Raw genomic sequence first — 20,287 nt, forward strand, 5'->3', positions numbered from 1 at the left:
GCACCTTCCGTCATCTTGTATAAGCGCTTACAACTTGCGATCATCCGAAGCAGGTCACTCTCACCTGCGCATCCATCATACCACATAACTGCAGCCTTCGATTTGACATTAAAGTGGAGATATGGACCTGAGTTGTTATGGATACATCGATGGGATTCAATAAAATATGACTATGCTAAAAAGACACTTCCGCGATTGGAAGTGCCTTTTCATTCAAACTAAAGTGAAATTAAAGCTTTTTAAGGACGAGGTGTGCTCACGCCATTGAGGATCAGCTTCGGATGGATATCTGCGCTCAGTGATGCGGAAACGGCGCAGTATTTCTCTTCAGCCATCTGGATGGCTTTCCAGATCCGGTAATCCGGTATATCTCCGTCCACTTTGAAGATCAGGTCAATGGACGTAAAACCTTTGGGCATATCCTCGCTCCGCGTCCCTTGTGCTTCAATCTCAATCGAATCGATCTTGTCCAGAAAAGCATCCAGAATCATCGTGATGTCGATTCCCATACAACCACCAAGGCCAGCGAGTAACAATTCCATCGGCGTAGCGCCTTGGCTATCACCGCCATATGCCGCTGTGGCATCCATGCCTACAGCATACCCTGAGGGTCCTTCGGAGGTAAACGCGCGTTTTCCCTTCCATACTGTGGTTACGTTCATGATGTTTTCCTTCTTTCTATAATTAGTTTACACATACACTCCGATGACAGAATAACCTTCCCATCACTGGGTGGTTTAAAATTCGGTAATCTGCCGCAGGAACTGGCGTGTACGCTCTTGCTCCGGATGTTCAAAAAAGGCTTCAGGGCTAGCTGTCTCCACAATGGAGCCGTCTGCCATAAAGACAATTTTGTTCGCCACGTTCCGGGCAAATTTCAGCTCGTGTGTCACGACCAGCATCGTCATGCCTTCCTGCGCCAGCTCTTTCATCACCGACAGCACCTCTCCAACCAGTTCGGGGTCGAGGGCCGAGGTCGGTTCGTCAAACAGCATCACTTCCGGCTCCATCGCCAGTGCCCGTGCAATGGCTACGCGTTGCTGTTGTCCACCGGATAAACGGGAAGGATAAGCATCCTGCTTATCCGACAGCCCTACACGATCCAGCAAAAGCCGGCCGCGTTCGGCGGCTTCGTCCCGCTTTATTTTTTTCACCGTCACAAGACCTTCCATAACATTACCAAGCACCGTCTTGTGCGGATACAGGTTAAACTGCTGGAACACCATACCGGTCTGGCGACGAATCTCCAGCACCCGGGCACGTTGCACACGCAGCGGATCTGCGCTGTTTACCACAATGCCGTTCACTTCGATCTGTCCGCCGGACAACTGCTCGAGTCCATTGAGACAGCGTAGCAGTGTACTTTTGCCTGAGCCACTGGGACCCAGCAGGACAACAATATCCTTGGCATCTACATGCATATCGATATTGGTGAGCACTTCATGATTTTGAAAACGTTTGGTTAATCCAGTTGTAGTAATCACCCGGTTCTCTCCCCCTTTAGTAAGCCCGGGCCAGCCGGCGCTCCACTTGTTCCAGAATGGCCGAGAAACCGATGCTCATAATCCAATAAATCACGCCGATTGCCAAATAAAATGGCATGTTGAGCGCATACTGCGAAACCAGAAGCTGCGCAGACCGCAACAGCTCGGTAACGCCAATTGCAGCAACAAGCGATGTTTCCTTGAGCATTCCGATAAAGGTATTCCCCATCGGTGGAATGGCAATGCGCACAGCCTGCGGGAAAATGATCCGTCTCATCGCCTGTGCCGGAGTCATACCGGTAGCGTATGCCGCTTCCGTTTGCCCTTTCGGTACAGCTTGAATCGCACCGCGGAACGTTTCCGACAGGAAAGCCCCCGCGTTCAGACTGAGACCAAGACAAGCGGCCGTTAGTGACCCGAGAGTTACGCCGTAGTCCACAAGCCCGTAATAGATAACGAATAATTGCACCAGCAGCGGGGTTCCCCGCATGATGGATACATAAAATCTGGCGATCAATCTTAGCCACATCGGTCCTTTAAGCCTGGCAATGGCTACAAGCACCCCGATAATAAAGGCAAAAAACATAGAGATCACCGTAACATAAAGCGTATAATAAGCCCCCTTCAAAAAGAAGGGGATATTTTCGAATATCAGTTCCATGGATCAAACTTCCCTTCGCCTTGCAGGTTCATTATTGCGCAGGCTCTTCACCAAACCATTTTTTGAAAATGGTATTGTACGTGCCGTCATCCTTCATGCCTTTCAGTGCATCGTTCAGTGCCGCTACAAGTTCAGGGTTGTCCTTACGCACCGCGATACCTGCCTCGTCACTCTTGATCGCTTCGCCAACAGCTTTAATTTTGAATCCATTCGCATCTACGATAGGTTTCAACGCATACAGGTTGTTGATCGTTGCATCGATCCGTCCTGCGTTCAGGTCTTTCAGAGATGAGATAACATCATCATACGTTTTAATTGTAAAATCTCCGACTTTGGGCAACACTTCGTTGCGCAGGTACGTTTCATCGTTTGTGCCCAAACCTACACCGATTGTTTTGCCTTTGAAATCTTCCAGTTTCGTAATATCGTTGTTGTCTTCTTTGACAATAATTTTGACCTGGTTGGTGATGTACGGATCACTGAAATCCAGCACTTTTTTACGATCGTCCGTAATCGTCATTTGGCTGATAATCGCATCCAGCTTTTTCGCTTGCAGACTTGGTGTCAGACCGGAGAACTCCTGAGATACAAACTCAACCTTAACGCCAAGACGCTTCGCGACTTCACGTGCGATATCCGCATCAAATCCGTCCATTTCTTTCTTGTCATTCAGGAAGTTGTATGGACGATACGTACCCATCATGCCGACTTTCATGACACCTGCTGATTTGATCTGTTCCAGTTCGTTGCCACCAGACTGTGCTGCATTGTTTGTATTGCCATTCTCCGCCGCGGGTTTGCTACCGCAAGCACTCAGTACGAGCACAACCATGAGCAGAATCGTGGTGATAGACCACCCTTTGCGAATTTTAGTTCCATATGTGTTATTCATGACGTTAACTTCCTCTCATTCATCTTATGTTCTCTTGGTGATTCCATTATTCCCTGTGACTGGCTTAATCATGTGAAGAAGTGTGTTAAATGTGAATCCTTCCTGCATCTTTTGCCTGAAAAATAAAGCCCCAGGCCCTGCCGACATTATGTACCGAGCAGGCCGTAAAACTCAAAACTCGCCGCTTCAGCTGCTAATGCTGTAGCACTCATCTCCGTGAAACGGCTGTGCAGTGCGTCTGAGCCGAATAACCAGCGCGAGATCATGCCCTCGATCATACTTACAAGCAATGCCGCACGTAAGGGTACATTCATATCTGCCGGCAACATCCCCAGTTCAATGGCACGCTCCATGTTGTGACGGAATGCTGTCTCCACGGCATTACGAGTCTCTTCAACTAACCTCTGGACGGATTCCTCGGTCACGATGCCCTTAAGCAACAACTCCATGAAATATCGGTTCTGCGCAGCAAAGGTGAACAAATTGGTAAACAGCTTCTCCGAGGCCTTCACCATATCTTCAACCGACCCGGCATCCTTCCGGTACCCCTGCCCGATTGCTTCAAGTAGTTGTTCTCTGCCCGTTAACAAAATCTCGGAAGCAATGGCTTCCTTGCTCTTGAAGTGCCAGTAAAAGGTGCCTTGAGCGACTCCAGCTTCGCGAACAATATCAGAGATTTTCGTCTGATGGTACCCTTGAGTTGCGAATCGTTCCATCGCTATGCGAATAATTTGGTCCCTTCGTTCTTCTCCGGGTCCCAAACCGTTAACTTTGGCCATGCTTTTTACCCTCCCGATTGATCAGTCAGTCAGTTAATGTATATCCTATGGGATAACTAGGTTTTTGTCAATATAGTTTTAAACAACGGGTTACAAGCATAGAGTTGAAGTGAGAGGCAATTCTGAGCATAATAGAGGATAGTCTTGTTCGAAAGGACAGACATCGTTATAGCAGGACAGGCCTTGTGGCTGCTGTCATCTGCATTTCAAGGAGGAAGAGAATTGGACTTTATATCATCCATTATTATGGGCATCATCGAAGGTTTGACTGAGTTTTTGCCCGTGTCCTCTACAGGACACATGATTCTGACAGCTCACTTGCTGGGTCTATCAGAGGACAACGAGTCAGTCAAAACGTTTGAGGTGGTTGTCCAGCTTGGTGCTGTACTGGCTGTTGTTGTACTGTACTGGAACAAATTCATTGATATGTTTCGCTTCACCGGGGGCAAAAGGCCGTATTCCCGACGCCTTAATCTGGGACATATCATCTTGGCGATGGTTCCTGCCGTTGTCATCGGACTTGTGTTCCGGGACTGGATCAAGGCTCACTTGTTTGGTCCACAAACCGTACTGTACAGCCTTGTGATCGGTGGTATATTGATGATCGTAGCTGAACGCTGGAGCCATAAGAGCTCACGGATTACCACACATGATGTAGACGATATTACCTACAAACAGGCATTTGCTGTGGGGATGTTTCAGATTTTGGCGTTGTGGCCAGGCTTCTCCCGTTCCGGCTCTACGATCTCGGGCGGCTTGTTTGCCGGAATCAGCCGGGTAGCTGCGGCAGAGTTCACCTTCCTCGTGTCCGTTCCAATTATGATTGGTGCCACTGGATATGATATGTACAAAAGCATCGATCATCTGAACAGCGATGATTTTCTGATCTTTGCGATCGGATTTATCGCAGCGTTCATCGTTGCCATGCTGGCGATTAAGACATTCCTGTCTATTTTGAAAAGATTGAGCCTGACTGTCTTTGCTGTGTACCGCTTTGTACTGGCAGCTGTATTCTTTGTGATCCTGATGATGTAATTCTTATAAATTGAAAGAATAGGTTTACATGTCTCACTCCGATGACAGAATAACCTTCCAACCGCTGTTATCCCCAGATTTTTTTGATTCCCTTTTCCCAAGGGGAAAATCCGGTGATAAGCATATGCTTCCGATGTAGCTTTCTTTCAGAAAGCTTTCAGGCGGCCGCTTCGCTTTTCAGGTTTTTTCTGTCCTCTCCGTTTCTGTGTAAACATAGTTCAATTCATATCAAACATCAAACAGATCCGTTGATTTTAATTGGAAAATGGCGGCCCTGTCTTCCTCACGGAAGTCGGGCCGCCATTTTGCTATCACTTCATATGTAAATGTACCATTATGATATTTCTAAGGCATGTTCAGGAAGTTAGATCATTACTCCCAACGATCTGCTTGTATGCTTCGTTGTCTTCTTCGCTCCTTAAGTCTTCCCAGCCAGCGATATCTGTTCAGCTTCTGTTCATGTAACATTTGCTTGACACCCATCATCAACAAGTGATATCGGCGATCATCATTGTGGCTTAATTGGTGCATCTCATCTATAATCTCTCTGCTCATGTGGCTCTTGTTCACTCCAATATTCAGTTTGTTCTATCAAGTATACCGAACGATACTGAACAAATTCTAAACAAGGTGCTATAGCAGAACTAAAAAAATCCCCTACATGTCTGAAGACAAGCAGGGGATGTGGTTATGCTCTGAAACGATACATAGGGTTAATTGAGCCATATCAATATCAAAAACAATATCAATCATAATATATAAGGCTATTCCGCTTAGACTTTAGACTCAAGAGTCTCCAGATACTCCGAGATTTGTGCAGGGGTTTTTGCCCATTTGCTGTGAAGATGTGCAAGCTTTTTGCCGTTCTGGAATACCAGCAGGCTTGGAATGCCGCGTACACCGTTCTCTTCAGCAAACGGCTGGAATTCTTCTGCATCCAGCGCATAAAAAGTTTTATCGGCATGCTGATCAATAACGTCACCGATGAACCGATCCAGGTTTTTGCAGTCCGGGCACCACGTTGTATCAAATTTAATGACCGTCATACCGTCGGAGTTAATCAGGTCGCGATATTGCTGTTCACTTTGAATTCTTTCCATATCTATTCTCTCCTTATGTCGTTCTAGTTAATAGTTGTACTGTACTTTGTGTAGAGATGGTGCTTTTATTGTACCTTAAATAGTTACACTTGAAAACAGGCAACCCATCCATTAGCGATGCTGCGTGTAACGGTTAGCAGGGCTCTGTTCCCGTATGACCTGAATCTCGGCAGGGGTGAGCGGGGCCGATGAAGCAGCAGCAATGTTATGCAACAATTGTGTTCTGGAACTGGCTCCTGGAACGACAGCAGCAACGGCAGGTTGCGCAAGCGCATAACGGATTGCCGTCTGTGCCATGCTGCGATCATCTGTGACCAGTCCAGCCAGGCCTTGGCGGATGTGATGCAACTGCTCTGGCGTATAATCCAGATACCCTTTATCCGCCTTCGCCGTTCCCGATGCTGCCAGTACACCACTGGCAACCGGGCCGCGAGCGATGATACTGATTTCTTTTTGCTCAAGTAAAGGTAATACTTCCTCTTCCGCCCGGCGATCCACTACACTGTATTGATTCATCACGCTGACAATGGATGATTTCTCTACATACTCCCGAATCACGTTCGGACGAATGGAAGAGATGCCGTAGTATCGGATAAGTCCTTCCTTCTTCAACTCCTCAAACGCTTCAATGGTCTCAGCGATTGGATCATCCAGCGTGCCACCATGAAGCTGATACAGATCAATGTAATCGGTCTGCAGTCGTTTGAGGCTTTCATGCACGGCCTGTTTAATATAAGCTTTGGACGGGTCCCATGACCAGCCCTCTTTGCCAGGAATACGGCGGTTCCCCACTTTCGTTGCCAGAATGACTTGATCCCGGTGCCCTTTGATCGCTTGTCCCACAATCTCTTCGTTCCGTCCGGCATCATACAGATCAGCTGTGTCCAGCAGATTAACCCCGAGATCCAATGCTTCGTGAATCAGCTCCACTGCAGGTTTCAGTTCCGTTCCGAGCGACATACAGCCCAGTCCGATCTCCCCCACCATCAATTCCGAATTACCCAAACGATTTTTCTTCATAGAAGTGCCCATTTGACCTTTATCCACAAGTTCATCTCCTCTCCATACGTTCTGCAAGTATTCATTGTATCATTCTTCATGGAAAAAATCGCATAGTGTGCAATCTCCAGTGATGCTCAGACGCACATAAGAAAAACCCGGAACGATCGTCCCAGGTCTCTTTGATGTTGCTCACCATATGCGCCTGCAAGTAGCAAGCAAGTACGTTTATTTACTTTTACGTGTATCGAACAGATAACAGGGCTTCCTTACACTGCCCACGCTATTGGTTAGCCGTCATGTAAGACTCCTGGATTACTCAATTTCTCCACTCTTGGTTGCTAACCTCTACCCGCGGTCTTGCGGTACGAGATGATGATCCGTTCTTTTTCACCATATTAGATACGGTGCTAATGACTTTGTCCCTGGCCTGTTTATTCCTCATCAGATACGTCACGCCAGCTCCAATCGCCGTCATGAGCAATTTGCGTTTCGACATGTAACTCTCCTCCTTCTGGATTCATGTACATCGTGTCTTGTTTGAGTTTTACCCGATCTAGCACAAACGAAACGATATCCAAGCTTGCCTGCCTGTAAAAAATAAAATATTTCTCCAACTGGCACACCCAGTTATACGATTGAGCAGTACAAAAAAAGATGATCACCAAAATGAAGAATGGTTCGGTAATCATCTTTTGCTCGGTTATTATGCTCCGTAACGTGAGCCTATATGAGCCATACAGGACTTTGTTTTGAATCCATATGTGAGCCATTAGGTTAGGAGCTTATAAGGAAACATGTAGTGGTTTCATATGCTTTATTGAGTTCTGTTGTCCTAACCCCGCGTCATCAGTCGGAAGGTCGGGCTACTTGGCTCATCTCTTCATGCTTGTAGGTCGAACCATCGGCGGTCAGATAAAAATGACCGGTCGGGTGCAGCTCTTCGTTCAACTCATAGACCAGCGGAATGCCAGTCGGGATGTTGAGCGCCATCACGTCTGCTTCGGACAATTGGTCCAGATGCATGACAAGTGAACGGAGCGTATTGCCATGCGCGGAGATCAGCACTCTTTTTCCCGAAGAAACCATCGGTTTAATCTCTGCATCCCAGTACTCCAACACCCGCTTGGACGTATCCATTAAATTCTCCGTACGCGGGATGGTGCAGCCAAGGCGCTTGTACTTGTCCAGATCCTGCACATATCTGTCGTCATTCTCATCCAGAGGTGGTGGGGAAATGTTAATGGAACGACGCCATTCGTGAACCTGATCCTCCCCGTATTTCAAAGCCGTCTGCTGCTTGTTCAGTCCTTGCAGCGCACCATAGTGGCGCTCGTTCAGCTTCCACGTCTTCTCAATCGGAATCCACATCAAGTCCATTTCATCCAGCGCAATGTCAAGTGTACGAATGGAACGTTTCAATACCGAAGCGTAGGCACAGTCAAAATCAAACCCCTGCTCTTTCAGGATTTTCCCGGCCTTGCGCGCTTCACCATACCCATCCTCGGTCAGATCCACGTCCGTCCAACCCGTAAAGCGGTTTTCCACGTTCCACATGCTCTGTCCATGGCGAATCAACACTATCCTGTACATCACGTGACCCTCCTTCCTTGGATACATTACCCGCAGAACCAGCGAAATTATACATCATTAGCCCTGCGCGTAATTGGTGGATATCGTTAATGGCATAAAAAGAAATCAATAATACGGTGCCATCATCAAGTAAACGACTACACCTGTAGAACTGACATACAGCCAGATTGGCATGGTCCAGCGTGCGATTTTACGGTGTTTCTGCAACTGGTTTGTCCAGCCCCATACGAGCGTAAAGAGCGCAAGTGGCACGATCAGGGCAGCCAGAATGCTGTGTGTGATCAAAATGAAGAAGTAGATCGAACGAACAATACCTTCGCCACCAAACTTGGACGTTTCCGGAGACAGATAATGGAACGTCAGATACGTCACCAGGAACAGCAACGTGGTTGAAAATGCCACCAAAATAAAGCGTTTATGCAGCTTGACGTTACGTTTGATAATCGCAATCAGCGCAGCCAGCAAAAAGATAAAGGTAAAGCTGTTAAACACGGCATTGAAGCGTGGCAACACGGTGATGTCGAACGTAACCTCACCTTTGTACCCGATCGATGGTGCGAAAAACAATAACAAGATGATAACGTTAGCAAGAATGGAGATGGTAATAATGATACCTGCGAAATTTTTATTACTGGTCGGGGTTGTCTGATTCGATGAAGCATTCAGATTCCCTCTTTCCTTGTTAGCCAATGCAAAATCCTCCTCATATCCTAACTTTCTGTGTTCTATATCATTATATCGCGGCAAATCAGGGCTGTTAAGTGACAACACTCTGAACAAAAACAGGCTGTCCTTACGTATAAATGCCCGTTTTAAACTGTTTTCATGCCTTTTCGTGCGAGTATGATTTTACCCTAGTCTTAAATTGTGGTATAATTAATGCACTTAATCACATACGCGTCGACTATGGAGGAGCCTGTCACCAAGGGCCCCTCTTTGTCTTTTACAGGCATGGAACGGTAACTTGTTATCGTTGTTCCGTGCCTTTTGTTATGATCAAATTGGGTGGAACAGGGATGTTTTCCCTTGGAAAGGATATTCTAAGGTTGCCGCGATCAGAGAGGAGAAACCATCTGTGGAATTTATTTTAGTTCTTGCCCTTATTTTGATCTTCACCAAACTGGCTGGTGATCTCTCCGTTCGGTTAGGCCAGCCATCGGTGCTGGGTAAACTTATTGTGGGTGTTGTCATTGGACCTGCCCTACTGGGCTGGGTGGATAAAAGTGATTTTGTGCATTATATGGCCGAGATCGGGGTATTATTGCTCATGTTCATCGCCGGTCTGGAAACCGACCTGGAGCAATTGAAGAAAAACTGGAAGTCCGCTTTCGCTGTGGCAGTGGGCGGAGTCATCTTACCTTTTATCGGAGGATACAGTTCGGCTGTTGCTTTTGGCATGTCTCAGACACACGCACTGTTCTTTGGTCTGTTGTTCTGTGCCACCTCGGTAAGTATTTCCGTGCAAACCTTGAAGGATATGAACCAGCTCGGTTCACGTGAAGGCACCACCATTCTGGGGGCAGCGGTAGTGGATGATGTGCTCGTCGTTGTACTGCTCGCTGTCATGATGAGTGTGCTCGGAACAGGCGGCGGAGATGTCTCCATCGGCTTGTTGATTGGTAAAAAGCTGTTGTTCTTTGTCATCATCATTGCGGCAAGCTGGCTACTTGTACCTCGTATCATGAAATGGATGGCTCCTCTGCGGGTAACGGAAACCGTTATTACGGCAGGACTCATCATCTGCTTTGGCTTCTCTTATTTTGCAGAATGGATGGGTGTTGCAGGGATTATCGGTGCATTTGCGGCAGGGATCGCGATTTCCCAAACTGGATTCAAACATGAAGTGGAGCAAAAGGTGGAACCGATCGCGTACAGTATTTTTGTACCTGTTTTCTTCGTTAGTATTGGACTGAATGTAACTTTTGACGGCGTAGGCTCACAGATCGGTCTGATCATCGTCATCAGCATCGTTGCCATTGTCACCAAGCTTCTCGGCGGCGGGGCCGGAGCTCGGTTGACTGGTTTTGATCGCTCCTCCTCAATTGCAATCGGTGCAGGCATGATCTCCAGAGGTGAAGTTGCGCTTATTATTGCCTCGACTGGACTTGCATCTGGCTTGCTGGATGCCGAATATTTTACCAGCGTGGTTATTATGGTCATCGTCACCACACTGGTCACACCACCGCTACTCAAAATCACGTTTGCCCGTAAAAAGGGTGAACAACGTGTGGAACAAGGGATTGAGGATCCTCATCTGAACAGGTGAGGTGAATGGTACGTGGAAGCGTTGCTCTCTTTTAGCAGAAACGGTTAAACGACTTGGTTGTTCATCCAATCCGACATAAACTTACTCATAGTAAAAGTGGTACTTCTGTGTTAAGCCCAAGACATCCTTACCATAATGAACTCACTCTTAACTCACTCTTAACTCACTCTTTAGAACTCACTCATACTTGCGTTGTAAAATCTTCATGCGATTAACTACACAACTTAGTAGGCGCTGGAGGTAAGTGGGAGTAGCATCAAAACCGGGTCTAGGTTATACTTGGAATTATTGTAGAAAAAGTAGCTATAGATGTTAGTAAATAGATATTAATTAATCGGTCGTGAAGCACACGCCGCTTTGTCCATTTTTCCAACCTTCCAATTATGGAGGCAGGAAAGATTGGGTAAAGCGGCTTTTTACATTTTCCCACTAACTTATCTTAGGAGGTTATCATGCCATGAGTACAATAATCCAAAACTTTGATGAAGCATATGAAGAATGGATGAGAACTCTGCTCACAAAAGAAACCAACCCCCGCGTTCGATCACGGATTGAACATGGACTTGAACATGGTACATTGGAATTTTTGCGCTCCGTCTGGTTCCCCGTCATGAAAAATTTCAACCATTTGCATCCCGAGTGGGAAGTTCGAGATTTTCACAACGGTTATCGTTATCTGGATCTTGCCTACTTACCAGGGAACGGTGTGAAAGGCGGTATTGAGATTCAGGGTTATGGGCCTCATGCTCGTGATCTTGATGCGAGACGTTTCAAAGATCTATGCTGGCGACAATGTCTCCTAACATTGGAAGACTGGCTTTTCCTGCCGATTGCCTACCTCTCCATTAAAGATGAACCAAAACAGTGTCAGCAACTGGTGCTAGCATTTATGGGAAAATTTATGGCTTCAGATGCGCCCGCAGCCCTCAACTGGTTGGATGCTGAGGCCGTGCGGTATGCGAGACGTATAATCCGGCCGTTTACACCTTTGGAATTGGCAACACATCTGCGAATCTCTGACGCACATACGAGAAGAGTCCTCCGCAGCCTGTTGGATCAAGAAATTATATATGTTGCGAGCGGCATTCAGCGGTATCGCACTTATGCTCTACGAATGTAAAACGGAGTAAGTGCATATGTCTCGGACGTGGCTCGACTACGCAGTCGAATGTCCCAGGTGCAGTGATCGCTAGTGTTATCATATACATAGTGAAAGTGGGTCCGTGGTGCGGGAGTTAGGCGTAATTGGCAAACGTGGGTCCGTGGTGTAACCACTGTGTTTGATCCCGTAAAGCAAGCATGTGGACGGGCATTGCACTGTTTATGTTAATGATTACTTGCTCGTGGCTGATTTATGAGTGAATGAGGCTACGCTATGTCACGTTGAAAGTATTTCCTTATGTGTGCACTCATCTCCGCAATTCTAACGATCACCAGAGACGCTATTCGGCGTATATCACACCTTTTTAATCTCTAACGATCTCAGGGAAGCTTATTTCGGTAATTTGGAGCGAAAACAAGCCTATTTCATGTATTTTTGTTGAAATAAGCTCCCTGGTGAGCGTTAGAATTTCAGAGAGCTCAAAATCGTGCAAATAAGCTCATCTGTGATCGTTAGAATTTTCAGGAGGAGTTTTACATTTCATTGGCTTTACTCTAGCAGGTTTGTGGAGACTTCTAATGGAGATTTGTACTTTCTGTGTATTGCGTTTATGTTTTGTTTCTGAGTTTCCATCTGTATGGTAGTGATGTCCTCAGATGTTTGCAATGTGCAAATCAGATCCGCTCCCTGGTTGGCACAGATAAGAGGGTTGGGTTGGGTATCTTGTTTCGAAGAACAACAAAAAAAAGACCACCTTACACACGAAGAGGTCTTTCATCCTAAGTTGTATTTGTCAATTTTCTGAGTCGCTTCTTATCCGTTTGTTGCTACTTGTACGTTCACTTTGCAAAGGATTTCACTAACTATCAGAACTCATTCATGCAACAGTATCTCCGTCTGCTATTAGGCTTGTCCAGCCTAAGTTAACACACCTACATAGAAACCAATCGAGATAAACAGAACACACCAAACAAATGCACCGATTCCAGAAATAACAGCATATTTCCCCATCCTCATGCGGCTCATGCCAGAAAAACAGCACATTAGATTACGCACGCCTGGGATGAAGTAACCCAGAATAACGGACCATGAGCCATATTTGAGAAACCACGTTTCTACCCTGCTAAATCGCTTGGCATTTACCCCAATCCATTTACCATACTTGTCAAACAGGGGCCTGCCGGCTTTTCGGCCAATCGTATAACTCAGTATGCCTCCCGTAAAGGCCCCGCCAAAACAGACAGCGATGGATACGGAATAATCCAGAACGGAGATCGAGGCGAGATAACCGACAAAGGTCATCAACACCTCATCCGGAATCGGTAGCCCAATAACACCAAGAGCGAGTAAACCATATATTGCGAAATACCCATATTGACTAATAATTTCTTTAGCAAATTCCATAACTTAACTCGCTCCTTATTTCGGTTCCACAATATCCTTCTCATGAGAGGGCAGTATTTGCTTCAATGAAGGGAAACGGATTTGACTAACCATGAGACCGGATAATACCACAATAACAAGATATGCTACAGCATGATTAAAATAAGGACTCCATAGAGCGAAGAAGGACATCAGTCCACCTGCAAATGTAATCGGCATTCCGACAAAACCACTAACTGGTGTTTTCTGGCAGTTATATCTTGCAAGACGAAGCGCTCCGCACACCGGGAACAGTGCTGTCAATACCATGCCCAGCATACCAACTTCAGTCATCGAATTAAGGTACAGAATTAGCACAGGTGCTGTCCCGAAGGAAACGACATCAGCGAGTGAATCAAGCGCTTTACCAAATTCCCCTTCACAATTAAGCTTGCGTGCCGCATATCCATCAAATAAATCAAAGAACATCGCTACCCATATCATTGTCACAGCCAAGGCAAATTCCCCATGAATCGCCATAATGACCGCGAGCATCCCCGAACTTAAATTCCCCAAGGTTAAAATGGATGGTAAAGACTTCATAAAATTTAACTTCCTTTCATACTAGGCTTTAGGAAATGTAATATAAAAACGTACGCCATCCGGTGTATTCTCCACTCCATAACCACATCCGTGCAGATCGAGAATCTGTTTTGAAATGGCCAGGCCTAGCCCGGTCCCTCCCATTTTGCGATTGCGCGAGCGCTCTACACGGTAGAACCTCTCCCATATATATTGCCGTTCCTCTTCCGCAATGTGTTCACCTTTATTCTCAATCGTGACGTGAACACAACCTTCATGCCTGTTAATCTCAATCATTATATCGGTTTGCGGAACCGCGTGACGTATAGCATTCATCATAATATTGTAAAACACTTGCTCTAGCTTGCTTCGATCCCCTTCGACCGTCTGCTCCGTCGTGGATATAAGCACCACTTCAAGCCCTTTATCTTTCAGCTGAGGCCCGAGGCGCCCAGCAATATCTTCAATCATGTCAGCCAAAGCAATCGCTCCGGTATTCAGTTGAATCGCAGCAGATTCCAACCTGACCAGATCCAGCATTTCTTCAACCATCGTTTCCATCTTAATGGCTTCATCTACAATGACTTCAATGTAGCGCTCCCGCTTGTTTTCACTCACACCGTCTTTCAGCCCTTCAGAATATCCTTTGATAATACTGATCGGTGTTTTGAGTTCATGAGAAGCATCGGCAAAAAACTTACGCTGACGCTGTTCAATCTGCTGTTTCAATTCCATGTCGGTACGCATCTGTTCATTCGCCTGTTTAAGCTCTTCCAGCGTCTGACCCAGTGTGCCTGATAGAGCATTCAGACTATCAGAAAGGCTACCAATCTCGTCCTTGCGCCGGATCGATGATCTGACCGTGAAATCCAGCGTGGACATCTTTTTCGCCACATGATTCAAAGCGAGCAGCGGCTTCGTTATGATTTTGGACAATAACAGGGCGAGCAACAGAATCAGCACAAACGCGCCCATACCGAAGTACGCATAGAATAAACGAGTAGCCTCATTCGCTTCCCGAACCTCCTGCAGGGAGGTGAGCGAGAAAATCAACTGTTGTTCCGCGCCGACACGTTGCACAGGAGCAATGGTAACGACGTTACGCACTCCGCTCCAGCTTTCCTTCCATTCTTCATTAATCATTTTGCCATTAGACAGCTTTTGCTGATCTTCTGACGACAACGGGAACCGACTGTCCAGAGCCTGCACGAGCAGGCCTTGTCTCTGACTCCAGGTAGCAAGATCCGGTAACACAACCTCCGTCAGAACTCCCGTCCATTCCTGCACAGGTAGCAACGATTCTTGAAAAGTTTCTGTGCCCCATGCAGCAGAAGCTGCATCTTGAATTTTGAAGGGATATACCGTAGGCTCAGTTTTACCCTGATCGCTGGAAGATCCCTTTACGGTCAGTTTTTGTCCAAATTTGAGATGTGACCTGATCCAGCCTGCGTTTTCACCATTAATGAACAACGACAGAGATACCTTCACACGTTTGCCGTCTTCCTGAAGAAGCGTGATATGAAAGGGATCATCCACCAGCTTGCCTGTGTTCGTTAAAATAATGAGATGAGACTGATTTTGCCGCATGAATCTGCCCATTTCCTTCGCGAGTTGCATATCACTCCAGTGACTGGCAGAGAATTGCTGTTCAAACTTGGACAGCTTCTTTTTCATACTGCTAATCTTCTGATGCTGGTAAAAATCGGGGAACCAGATCAGTTGGGCAAGCACCGTTGTCCCATACAGCAGGACCACAAATCCGGCCATGACCAGAAACAGCTTCATCGTTACACCATTTCTTCTCATTCTTCTGCCTCAAAACGGTACCCCGTACCAATCACAGTACGAATGCACTTTGCTTCATCGCCCAGTTTACTGCGAAGCTTTTTGATATGCGTATCTACCACACGAGAATCCCCTTCAAAATCAAATCCCCACACCCGATTTAATATGGCTTCACGGGATAAGACAATGCCAGCATTCCGAGCCAGATAGAGTAGCAGATCATATTCCTTCGGTGCAAGCTCAACTTCAATCCCATTTCTCTCCAAACGTCTACCCCATGGATCGAGAATAACATCGCCAAAACGAATGACCCCCTGCTCCCGCCCCATCGCACCTTCCACTCGTTTCATCAGCGTCTCAGCCCGTGCAACCAGAACCCGGGGACTGAACGGCTTGGTAACATAATCGTCTACACCTAACTGAAATCCATGGATTTTGTCATCGTCTTCCGACCTTGCGGTTAGCATGATAATAGGTACGGCAGAAGTAGAGCGAATATGACCACATAATGTCCATCCGTCCATTTCAGGCATCAGTACATCCAGAATGACCAGGTCTACCTGATGCAAAGCCAGCTGTTCCAGCGCTTGGACTCCATCTTCCGCTTCAATAACATTCCATTGTTCTTTTATAAAATAATCGGCCACAATCTCACGAATGCGGCTTTCGTCTTCTACCAGAAGCACGGTTCTGATCATGACCGACTCTCCTTCTTTATTTCTATACATAACATACTTGCTCCATGTGTCGTTCATGTGTCCTGATTCATCCATATAAATCCATTTATATTCAAGAACCGGCTCCACCATATATACGATTAATATATACCAAAAGTTACTATTTTTTATCAAAATGCGCAAAAAAAGAAGCAGCCAACAGATATTACACTGTTCTTTGACCGCTCCTGAGATGAAATTCAGAATATGTTTATCTGGAAAAATGCCCTCCAGACGCTGATTAACGTTGGTGCTCCAAACGATGTGCCACATGCAGTGTAGGTCCAACGAAGCGGTTCAACGGGAACCCGCCAGCAATCGCTTTGGTTACAAAAGCTTTCCCTTCACGTACAGCCTCTTTCACGGAAAGTCCGCGAGCGAGCCCGGCAGTAACGGCTGCAGATGTTGTGCAACCTGCACCATGGGTATAACCGGAACCGACAACATCAGCTTCGAACCAATCATAATTGGTTCCGTCATAGAGCAAGTCCATGGCTTTACCCGGGTTAATTACACCGCGATCTTTAATCAGGACATGTTTGGCACCATGCGCGTGAATGGTGGCTGCCGCAGCTTCCATCTGCTCTTTCGAACGAATCGGGCCACTCTTCGCCAGTTGGGAAGCTTCGAACAGATTAGGCGTTACAAGATCCGCACCTGGAAGCAAAAATTCGATCATGGCTTCGGTGTTTTCAGGCTGTAGCACCTCATCCGTACCTTTGCACACCATAACTGGATCGATAACGATTTGTGGCAGACCGGTACGGCGAATATGTTTGGCAACAAGCTCAATGATATCCACCGAACCGAGCATGCCTGTCTTCATCGCGTCAAAACCAATACCGTCCAGCACGGTGCGAAGCTGAGCTTCGACTACATTTAATTCTACAGGAAAGACCTGGTGATCCCATGTCTCAGGTTCCATGGAAACAACCGTTGTTAATACGGTCATGCCGTATACGCCAAGCTCCTGGAATGTTTTCAAATCGGCTTGAATGCCTGCGCCACCGCTCGTATCCGAGCCAGCGATAGTTAATGTTTTTGGAATCGTCATGGTCGTTCTATTCTCCTTCGTGTCTCAGTTGACACTATCCTATCCCTTGTACGAGCGGATGTCAATGGCATGTGAGGCCATACCTAGCATGCTTTTCAGCACAAAAGAGATCTTATCCTAATTCAAGTCTTTGGTTTCCAACCGTGTCATGGAAAGTGTAGCAATCCATAAGCCTATTGCGCCCAAGGTCAACGGAATCACGATGATGTTATTGATCGACATTGTTGGTCCATTAGAACCGCTAAAACCCGAGCATACGATGAGAACAAGGAAAATAGAAGCAACCATTGTAGCCGTCACCGAATGCTTGCGCATACCGAAGAATAGAGGAATCAGGGCCATGGCGGCGGCAGAGAGGGAACTGATGGTATATTTTAGCACGATCTTCCCCAAAGCCACGGATTCTACAGGCTCGGTAATAAAACCATAGTACTGATTGGCCGCCAGCAGGAGCACACCCATTAGAATGTCCGTAAACATGATCATCGTAAACGTAAAAATAAAAATTAACATTAACTTCGCAGCAATGATTTTATGCCGCTTGATCGGATAGGTAAACATCACATTCATCGTTTTGTCCCTGTATTCGCTGATGATCAATTTAGATATCAAGGAACCAGCAAATATAATAAACACTGCTCTGGAAAATGTATCGATTAGCGTAAAGGCCCCGTGGTAATCGGCCAAGGCATAATCTTCAGCCCCGAAATCGGTAACACCAATCATAATCATAAATAGAAGAATGCTGACAATGGCGATGCCTGCACCCACAAAATTCCGAGCAAAGCGATGCTTGCGCCATTCCAGACGAATGAGTTTAAGCAACGTCATCAGCCCCTTTCATCAGACCCATGAAGTGCTCTTCCAAGGAATGCGAACGTTTAGAGATCGACTCCACCGCAACCCCGTGCTGAACCAATTTGCTGTTAAGATCGGAAGCCGTTATATCTGGGTCATAGACACGTAACGTCTGCTCATCGAACAGCTTATAATTGCTCAGATGCAACAAATGTTCTACGACGTATGCAGCTTTATTAGGATCCGCAGCCTGTACTTCAATATAATCGGTATGACTGCCACGGATACTCTCCATGGATACTTCTTCGACAAACCTTCCCTCGCGAATGATGCCAATCGTGTCCGCAACCTGCTCCACTTCACCCAGAATGTGACTGGAGATCAGCATCGTAATGCGATATTCTGTGCTCAATCGTTTGAAGAGATCACGCATCTCTTTGATCCCCACCGGGTCAAGTCCATTGATCGGTTCATCCAGAATTAACAACTCGGGTGTTGTGATCAGCGCGCGAGCCAGACCAAGACGTTGCTTCATACCGAGAGAAAAGTCCTTCACAGGTTTTTTGCCCGCATCCTTCAAACCGACCATTTCCATATGTTTCCCAATCATCTGTTTGCTCGTGAATCCCATATACTCACAGTGCAGATCAAGATTTTCCCATGCAGACAGTTTGTCATAGAAAAAGGGATACTCGATAATACTGCCCATTCGTTTCAATAACTCGTAAGAGTCCGGGTTTAGCTTTTCGCCGAAGAGTTCGATCTCACCCGCAGTAGGTTTAACAAGGTTGGTTAACATCTTCATTAATGTTGTTTTCCCTGCTCCGTTCGGCCCTAAAAACCCATAGATTTCGCCTTGCTTAATATTCATGTTAACACCGGATACGACCTCTGTTCCTTCGTACACCTTGGTAAGATTTATGGTCCGTGCAATATAACTCATCTGGTCATTCTCCTTTACATCCCCCTGCTGGGGTGCTTATAACTGTATTGTAAAGAAAAAAGTCTGCTTTTTTATTAATCAAATCTTACAAAAACCTTAAGTTCGAACCTGTGCTATATCAGTTGAACTACAGATTTTACACAGTCCACTCCGATGACATGTAACAGAATAGTTCAACTTATATAGTTCGACCCTTCACGTCCTGCATTTCTTCCAACGTAAAAGAAAACACCGTCCGCTGATGTGGCACGCTATGAACATCAATACGTCCACCCATGCGTTCAACGAGTCGCTTCGTGATGGTTAGGCCGAGACCGCTACCCTGATACATCCGATTACGGGAATCTTCCAGCGTGTACATTCGTTCAAAGACACGACTGTGTTCCTGTTCCGAGATACCTTTTCCTCGGTCCCATACCTGCACAGTAACGGGCTCTCCTTCTCTGTTCAGTATAGATATTCCGAGTTGCTTGCCATCGGCGCCATATTTCATCGCATTGGTGATCAGGTTGTCCAGCACGCGATCCAGTGCCTCTTCGTTGGCGCGAACGAACACATCCTGCTCTGGAATGCTCAGTTCCACTTGTAACCCGAGCTTTGTAAGCAATTCGTAAAACGATAACATTTTTACCCGGCACAACTCACTGATATTCACCCGGCTAAGTTCCAGCTGACGGTCTCCCGATTCGAGCTTGGCGAGATCAAAAAAAGAATGCATCAGTCGCAGCACTTCCTGTGCTTTATCCTGTATTTTCTCCGTCATTACCCTCCGCTCCGCATCGGTCAGAGAAGAACTGTACAGCAACGTTTCACTGTACCCGAGTACCACCGTAAGCGGGGTCTTCAAATCATGTGAGATGTTGGAGAGCATATGACGCATTTCTTTCTCCTGGTTGGCATAGTCTGCTTTGGCCAGATGGGCGTGTTCAAGCAACCGGTTCATGTCGTTCAACAGCCGGCTTACCTGTGCATCACTATCAAATACAAGCAGACGTTCAAACGTGCCCTGTTCGAGAATACCCGACACTTTGTTGTGAATATACGTTAGATGCTTACTTCGTTTATGAAGGCGTAGTCCAAGCACAATAACAGCACACGCAAGCAGGATCGTTGATACCGCAAGCAACCAGAGCATC

Annotated in this window: 22 protein-coding genes; 3 read left to right on the forward strand and 19 right to left on the reverse strand. The window is 46.5% G+C overall.

What is annotated here, in order from left to right; translation table 11 throughout:
* Positions 1-239: 239 nt before the first annotated feature.
* The 5 genes from J2T16_RS22805 to J2T16_RS22825 form a co-directional block, all read right to left on the reverse strand.
* Positions 240-662, reverse strand: a complete 423-nt coding sequence (locus J2T16_RS22805) for an OsmC family protein (protein WP_090924948.1) — start codon at positions 660-662, stop codon at positions 240-242.
* A gap of 75 nt (positions 663-737) precedes the next feature.
* A complete protein-coding gene (locus tag J2T16_RS22810) occupies positions 738-1,484 on the reverse strand; it encodes an amino acid ABC transporter ATP-binding protein (RefSeq protein WP_145405987.1) in 747 nt (248 codons plus the stop codon).
* A gap of 16 nt (positions 1,485-1,500) precedes the next feature.
* Entirely contained in the window at positions 1,501-2,145 is a 645-nt protein-coding gene (locus tag J2T16_RS22815) for an amino acid ABC transporter permease (RefSeq protein ID WP_123065900.1), read from the reverse strand.
* A 31-nt stretch (positions 2,146-2,176) separates the two neighbouring features.
* Positions 2,177-3,037 carry a transporter substrate-binding domain-containing protein gene (locus J2T16_RS22820; protein ID WP_339832730.1) on the reverse strand — a complete coding sequence of 287 codons (861 nt, stop codon included), beginning with the start codon at positions 3,035-3,037 and terminating at the stop codon, positions 2,177-2,179.
* 146 nt (positions 3,038-3,183) lie between these two features.
* Positions 3,184-3,816, reverse strand: coding sequence for a TetR/AcrR family transcriptional regulator (locus J2T16_RS22825; RefSeq protein WP_154891750.1), 633 nt, complete (start codon positions 3,814-3,816; stop codon positions 3,184-3,186).
* A gap of 246 nt (positions 3,817-4,062) precedes the next feature.
* Between J2T16_RS22825 and J2T16_RS22830 the strand changes: the two genes are divergently transcribed.
* Positions 4,063-4,851 (forward strand): undecaprenyl-diphosphate phosphatase, encoded by a 789-nt coding sequence (locus J2T16_RS22830; protein ID WP_240037061.1) that lies wholly within the window; start codon positions 4,063-4,065, stop codon positions 4,849-4,851.
* 372 nt (positions 4,852-5,223) lie between these two features.
* On the opposite strand, the gene J2T16_RS22835 is transcribed toward J2T16_RS22830, so the two are convergent.
* The 6 genes from J2T16_RS22835 to J2T16_RS22860 form a co-directional block, all read right to left on the reverse strand.
* Complete coding sequence (locus J2T16_RS22835) at positions 5,224-5,406, reverse strand: hypothetical protein (RefSeq protein WP_123065904.1); 183 nt, start codon at positions 5,404-5,406, stop codon at positions 5,224-5,226.
* A gap of 218 nt (positions 5,407-5,624) precedes the next feature.
* Positions 5,625-5,951: a thioredoxin family protein gene (locus J2T16_RS22840; RefSeq protein ID WP_090924939.1), complete on the reverse strand. Its 327-nt coding sequence runs from the start codon at positions 5,949-5,951 to the stop codon at positions 5,625-5,627.
* Between the two features lie 111 nt (positions 5,952-6,062).
* Positions 6,063-6,971 (reverse strand): aldo/keto reductase, encoded by a 909-nt coding sequence (locus J2T16_RS22845; RefSeq protein ID WP_339839664.1) that lies wholly within the window; start codon positions 6,969-6,971, stop codon positions 6,063-6,065.
* A gap of 298 nt (positions 6,972-7,269) precedes the next feature.
* Complete coding sequence (locus J2T16_RS22850) at positions 7,270-7,449, reverse strand: hypothetical protein (protein WP_090924938.1); 180 nt, start codon at positions 7,447-7,449, stop codon at positions 7,270-7,272.
* Positions 7,450-7,799: 350 nt separating this feature from the next.
* The gene (gene gpmA / locus J2T16_RS22855; protein ID WP_090924937.1) at positions 7,800-8,543 is read right to left on the reverse strand and encodes a 2,3-diphosphoglycerate-dependent phosphoglycerate mutase; all 744 of its coding nucleotides are present in this window, start codon (positions 8,541-8,543) and stop codon (positions 7,800-7,802) included.
* A 105-nt stretch (positions 8,544-8,648) separates the two neighbouring features.
* Positions 8,649-9,233, reverse strand: coding sequence for a DUF420 domain-containing protein (locus J2T16_RS22860; RefSeq protein ID WP_499019336.1), 585 nt, complete (start codon positions 9,231-9,233; stop codon positions 8,649-8,651).
* Positions 9,234-9,618: 385 nt separating this feature from the next.
* Between J2T16_RS22860 and J2T16_RS22865 the strand changes: the two genes are divergently transcribed.
* Positions 9,619-10,809 (forward strand): cation:proton antiporter, encoded by a 1,191-nt coding sequence (locus J2T16_RS22865; RefSeq protein WP_090924936.1) that lies wholly within the window; start codon positions 9,619-9,621, stop codon positions 10,807-10,809.
* Between the two features lie 457 nt (positions 10,810-11,266).
* A complete protein-coding gene (locus J2T16_RS22870) occupies positions 11,267-11,929 on the forward strand; it encodes a transcriptional regulator (RefSeq protein WP_260511186.1) in 663 nt (220 codons plus the stop codon).
* A gap of 900 nt (positions 11,930-12,829) precedes the next feature.
* Here J2T16_RS22870 and J2T16_RS22875 read toward each other — a convergent pair.
* The 8 genes from J2T16_RS22875 to J2T16_RS22910 form a co-directional block, all read right to left on the reverse strand.
* Entirely contained in the window at positions 12,830-13,315 is a 486-nt protein-coding gene (locus J2T16_RS22875; protein WP_221791574.1) for a DedA family protein, read from the reverse strand.
* A gap of 15 nt (positions 13,316-13,330) precedes the next feature.
* Entirely contained in the window at positions 13,331-13,876 is a 546-nt protein-coding gene (gene pssA / locus J2T16_RS22880; protein ID WP_221791576.1) for a CDP-diacylglycerol--serine O-phosphatidyltransferase, read from the reverse strand.
* Between the two features lie 21 nt (positions 13,877-13,897).
* Positions 13,898-15,661, reverse strand: a complete 1,764-nt coding sequence (locus J2T16_RS22885) for a sensor histidine kinase (RefSeq protein WP_221791578.1) — start codon at positions 15,659-15,661, stop codon at positions 13,898-13,900.
* On the reverse strand, positions 15,658-16,338 hold the full coding sequence (locus tag J2T16_RS22890; protein WP_090924295.1) for a response regulator transcription factor: 681 nt from the start codon (positions 16,336-16,338) through the stop codon (positions 15,658-15,660). Before J2T16_RS22890 ends, J2T16_RS22885 begins: the two co-directional genes overlap by 4 nt.
* A gap of 259 nt (positions 16,339-16,597) precedes the next feature.
* On the reverse strand, positions 16,598-17,410 hold the full coding sequence (gene thiD, locus J2T16_RS22895) for a bifunctional hydroxymethylpyrimidine kinase/phosphomethylpyrimidine kinase (protein WP_499019337.1): 813 nt from the start codon (positions 17,408-17,410) through the stop codon (positions 16,598-16,600).
* Between the two features lie 117 nt (positions 17,411-17,527).
* Positions 17,528-18,235, reverse strand: a complete 708-nt coding sequence (locus tag J2T16_RS22900; protein WP_499019338.1) for an ABC transporter permease — start codon at positions 18,233-18,235, stop codon at positions 17,528-17,530.
* Positions 18,228-19,151 (reverse strand): ABC transporter ATP-binding protein, encoded by a 924-nt coding sequence (locus J2T16_RS22905; RefSeq protein ID WP_499019339.1) that lies wholly within the window; start codon positions 19,149-19,151, stop codon positions 18,228-18,230. The genes J2T16_RS22900 and J2T16_RS22905 overlap by 8 nt, the downstream gene beginning before the upstream one ends.
* A gap of 178 nt (positions 19,152-19,329) precedes the next feature.
* Positions 19,330-20,286: a sensor histidine kinase gene (locus J2T16_RS22910; protein WP_499019373.1), complete on the reverse strand. Its 957-nt coding sequence runs from the start codon at positions 20,284-20,286 to the stop codon at positions 19,330-19,332.
* Position 20,287 lies beyond the last annotated feature (1 nt).

This window comes from Paenibacillus intestini (genome assembly GCF_030803945.1).
GTDB lineage: Bacteria > Bacillota > Bacilli > Paenibacillales > Paenibacillaceae > Paenibacillus > Paenibacillus polysaccharolyticus.

What these genes read in the sequence shown, in the direction of transcription:
- J2T16_RS22805 (WP_090924948.1), bottom strand. Translation starts at nt 662, where the DNA reads ATGAACGTAACCACAGTATGGAAGGGAAAACGCGCGTTTACCTCCGAA.
- J2T16_RS22815 (WP_123065900.1), bottom strand. Translation starts at nt 2,145, where the DNA reads ATGGAACTGATATTCGAAAATATCCCCTTCTTTTTGAAGGGGGCTTAT.
- J2T16_RS22820 (WP_339832730.1), bottom strand. Translation starts at nt 3,037, where the DNA reads ATGAATAACACATATGGAACTAAAATTCGCAAAGGGTGGTCTATCACC.
- J2T16_RS22825 (WP_154891750.1), bottom strand. Translation starts at nt 3,816, where the DNA reads ATGGCCAAAGTTAACGGTTTGGGACCCGGAGAAGAACGAAGGGACCAA.
- J2T16_RS22830 (WP_240037061.1), top strand. Translation starts at nt 4,063, where the DNA reads ATGGGCATCATCGAAGGTTTGACTGAGTTTTTGCCCGTGTCCTCTACA.
- J2T16_RS22835 (WP_123065904.1), bottom strand. Translation starts at nt 5,406, where the DNA reads ATGAGCAGAGAGATTATAGATGAGATGCACCAATTAAGCCACAATGAT.
- J2T16_RS22840 (WP_090924939.1), bottom strand. Translation starts at nt 5,951, where the DNA reads ATGGAAAGAATTCAAAGTGAACAGCAATATCGCGACCTGATTAACTCC.
- J2T16_RS22845 (WP_339839664.1), bottom strand. Translation starts at nt 6,971, where the DNA reads ATGAAGAAAAATCGTTTGGGTAATTCGGAATTGATGGTGGGGGAGATC.
- J2T16_RS22850 (WP_090924938.1), bottom strand. Translation starts at nt 7,449, where the DNA reads ATGTCGAAACGCAAATTGCTCATGACGGCGATTGGAGCTGGCGTGACG.
- gpmA (WP_090924937.1), bottom strand. Translation starts at nt 8,543, where the DNA reads ATGTACAGGATAGTGTTGATTCGCCATGGACAGAGCATGTGGAACGTG.
- J2T16_RS22870 (WP_260511186.1), top strand. Translation starts at nt 11,267, where the DNA reads ATGAGTACAATAATCCAAAACTTTGATGAAGCATATGAAGAATGGATG.
- J2T16_RS22875 (WP_221791574.1), bottom strand. Translation starts at nt 13,315, where the DNA reads ATGGAATTTGCTAAAGAAATTATTAGTCAATATGGGTATTTCGCAATA.
- pssA (WP_221791576.1), bottom strand. Translation starts at nt 13,876, where the DNA reads ATGAAGTCTTTACCATCCATTTTAACCTTGGGGAATTTAAGTTCGGGG.
- J2T16_RS22885 (WP_221791578.1), bottom strand. Translation starts at nt 15,661, where the DNA reads ATGAGAAGAAATGGTGTAACGATGAAGCTGTTTCTGGTCATGGCCGGA.
- J2T16_RS22890 (WP_090924295.1), bottom strand. Translation starts at nt 16,338, where the DNA reads ATGATCAGAACCGTGCTTCTGGTAGAAGACGAAAGCCGCATTCGTGAG.
- thiD (WP_499019337.1), bottom strand. Translation starts at nt 17,410, where the DNA reads ATGACGATTCCAAAAACATTAACTATCGCTGGCTCGGATACGAGCGGT.
- J2T16_RS22905 (WP_499019339.1), bottom strand. Translation starts at nt 19,151, where the DNA reads ATGAGTTATATTGCACGGACCATAAATCTTACCAAGGTGTACGAAGGA.
- J2T16_RS22910 (WP_499019373.1), bottom strand. Translation starts at nt 20,286, where the DNA reads ATGCTCTGGTTGCTTGCGGTATCAACGATCCTGCTTGCGTGTGCTGTT.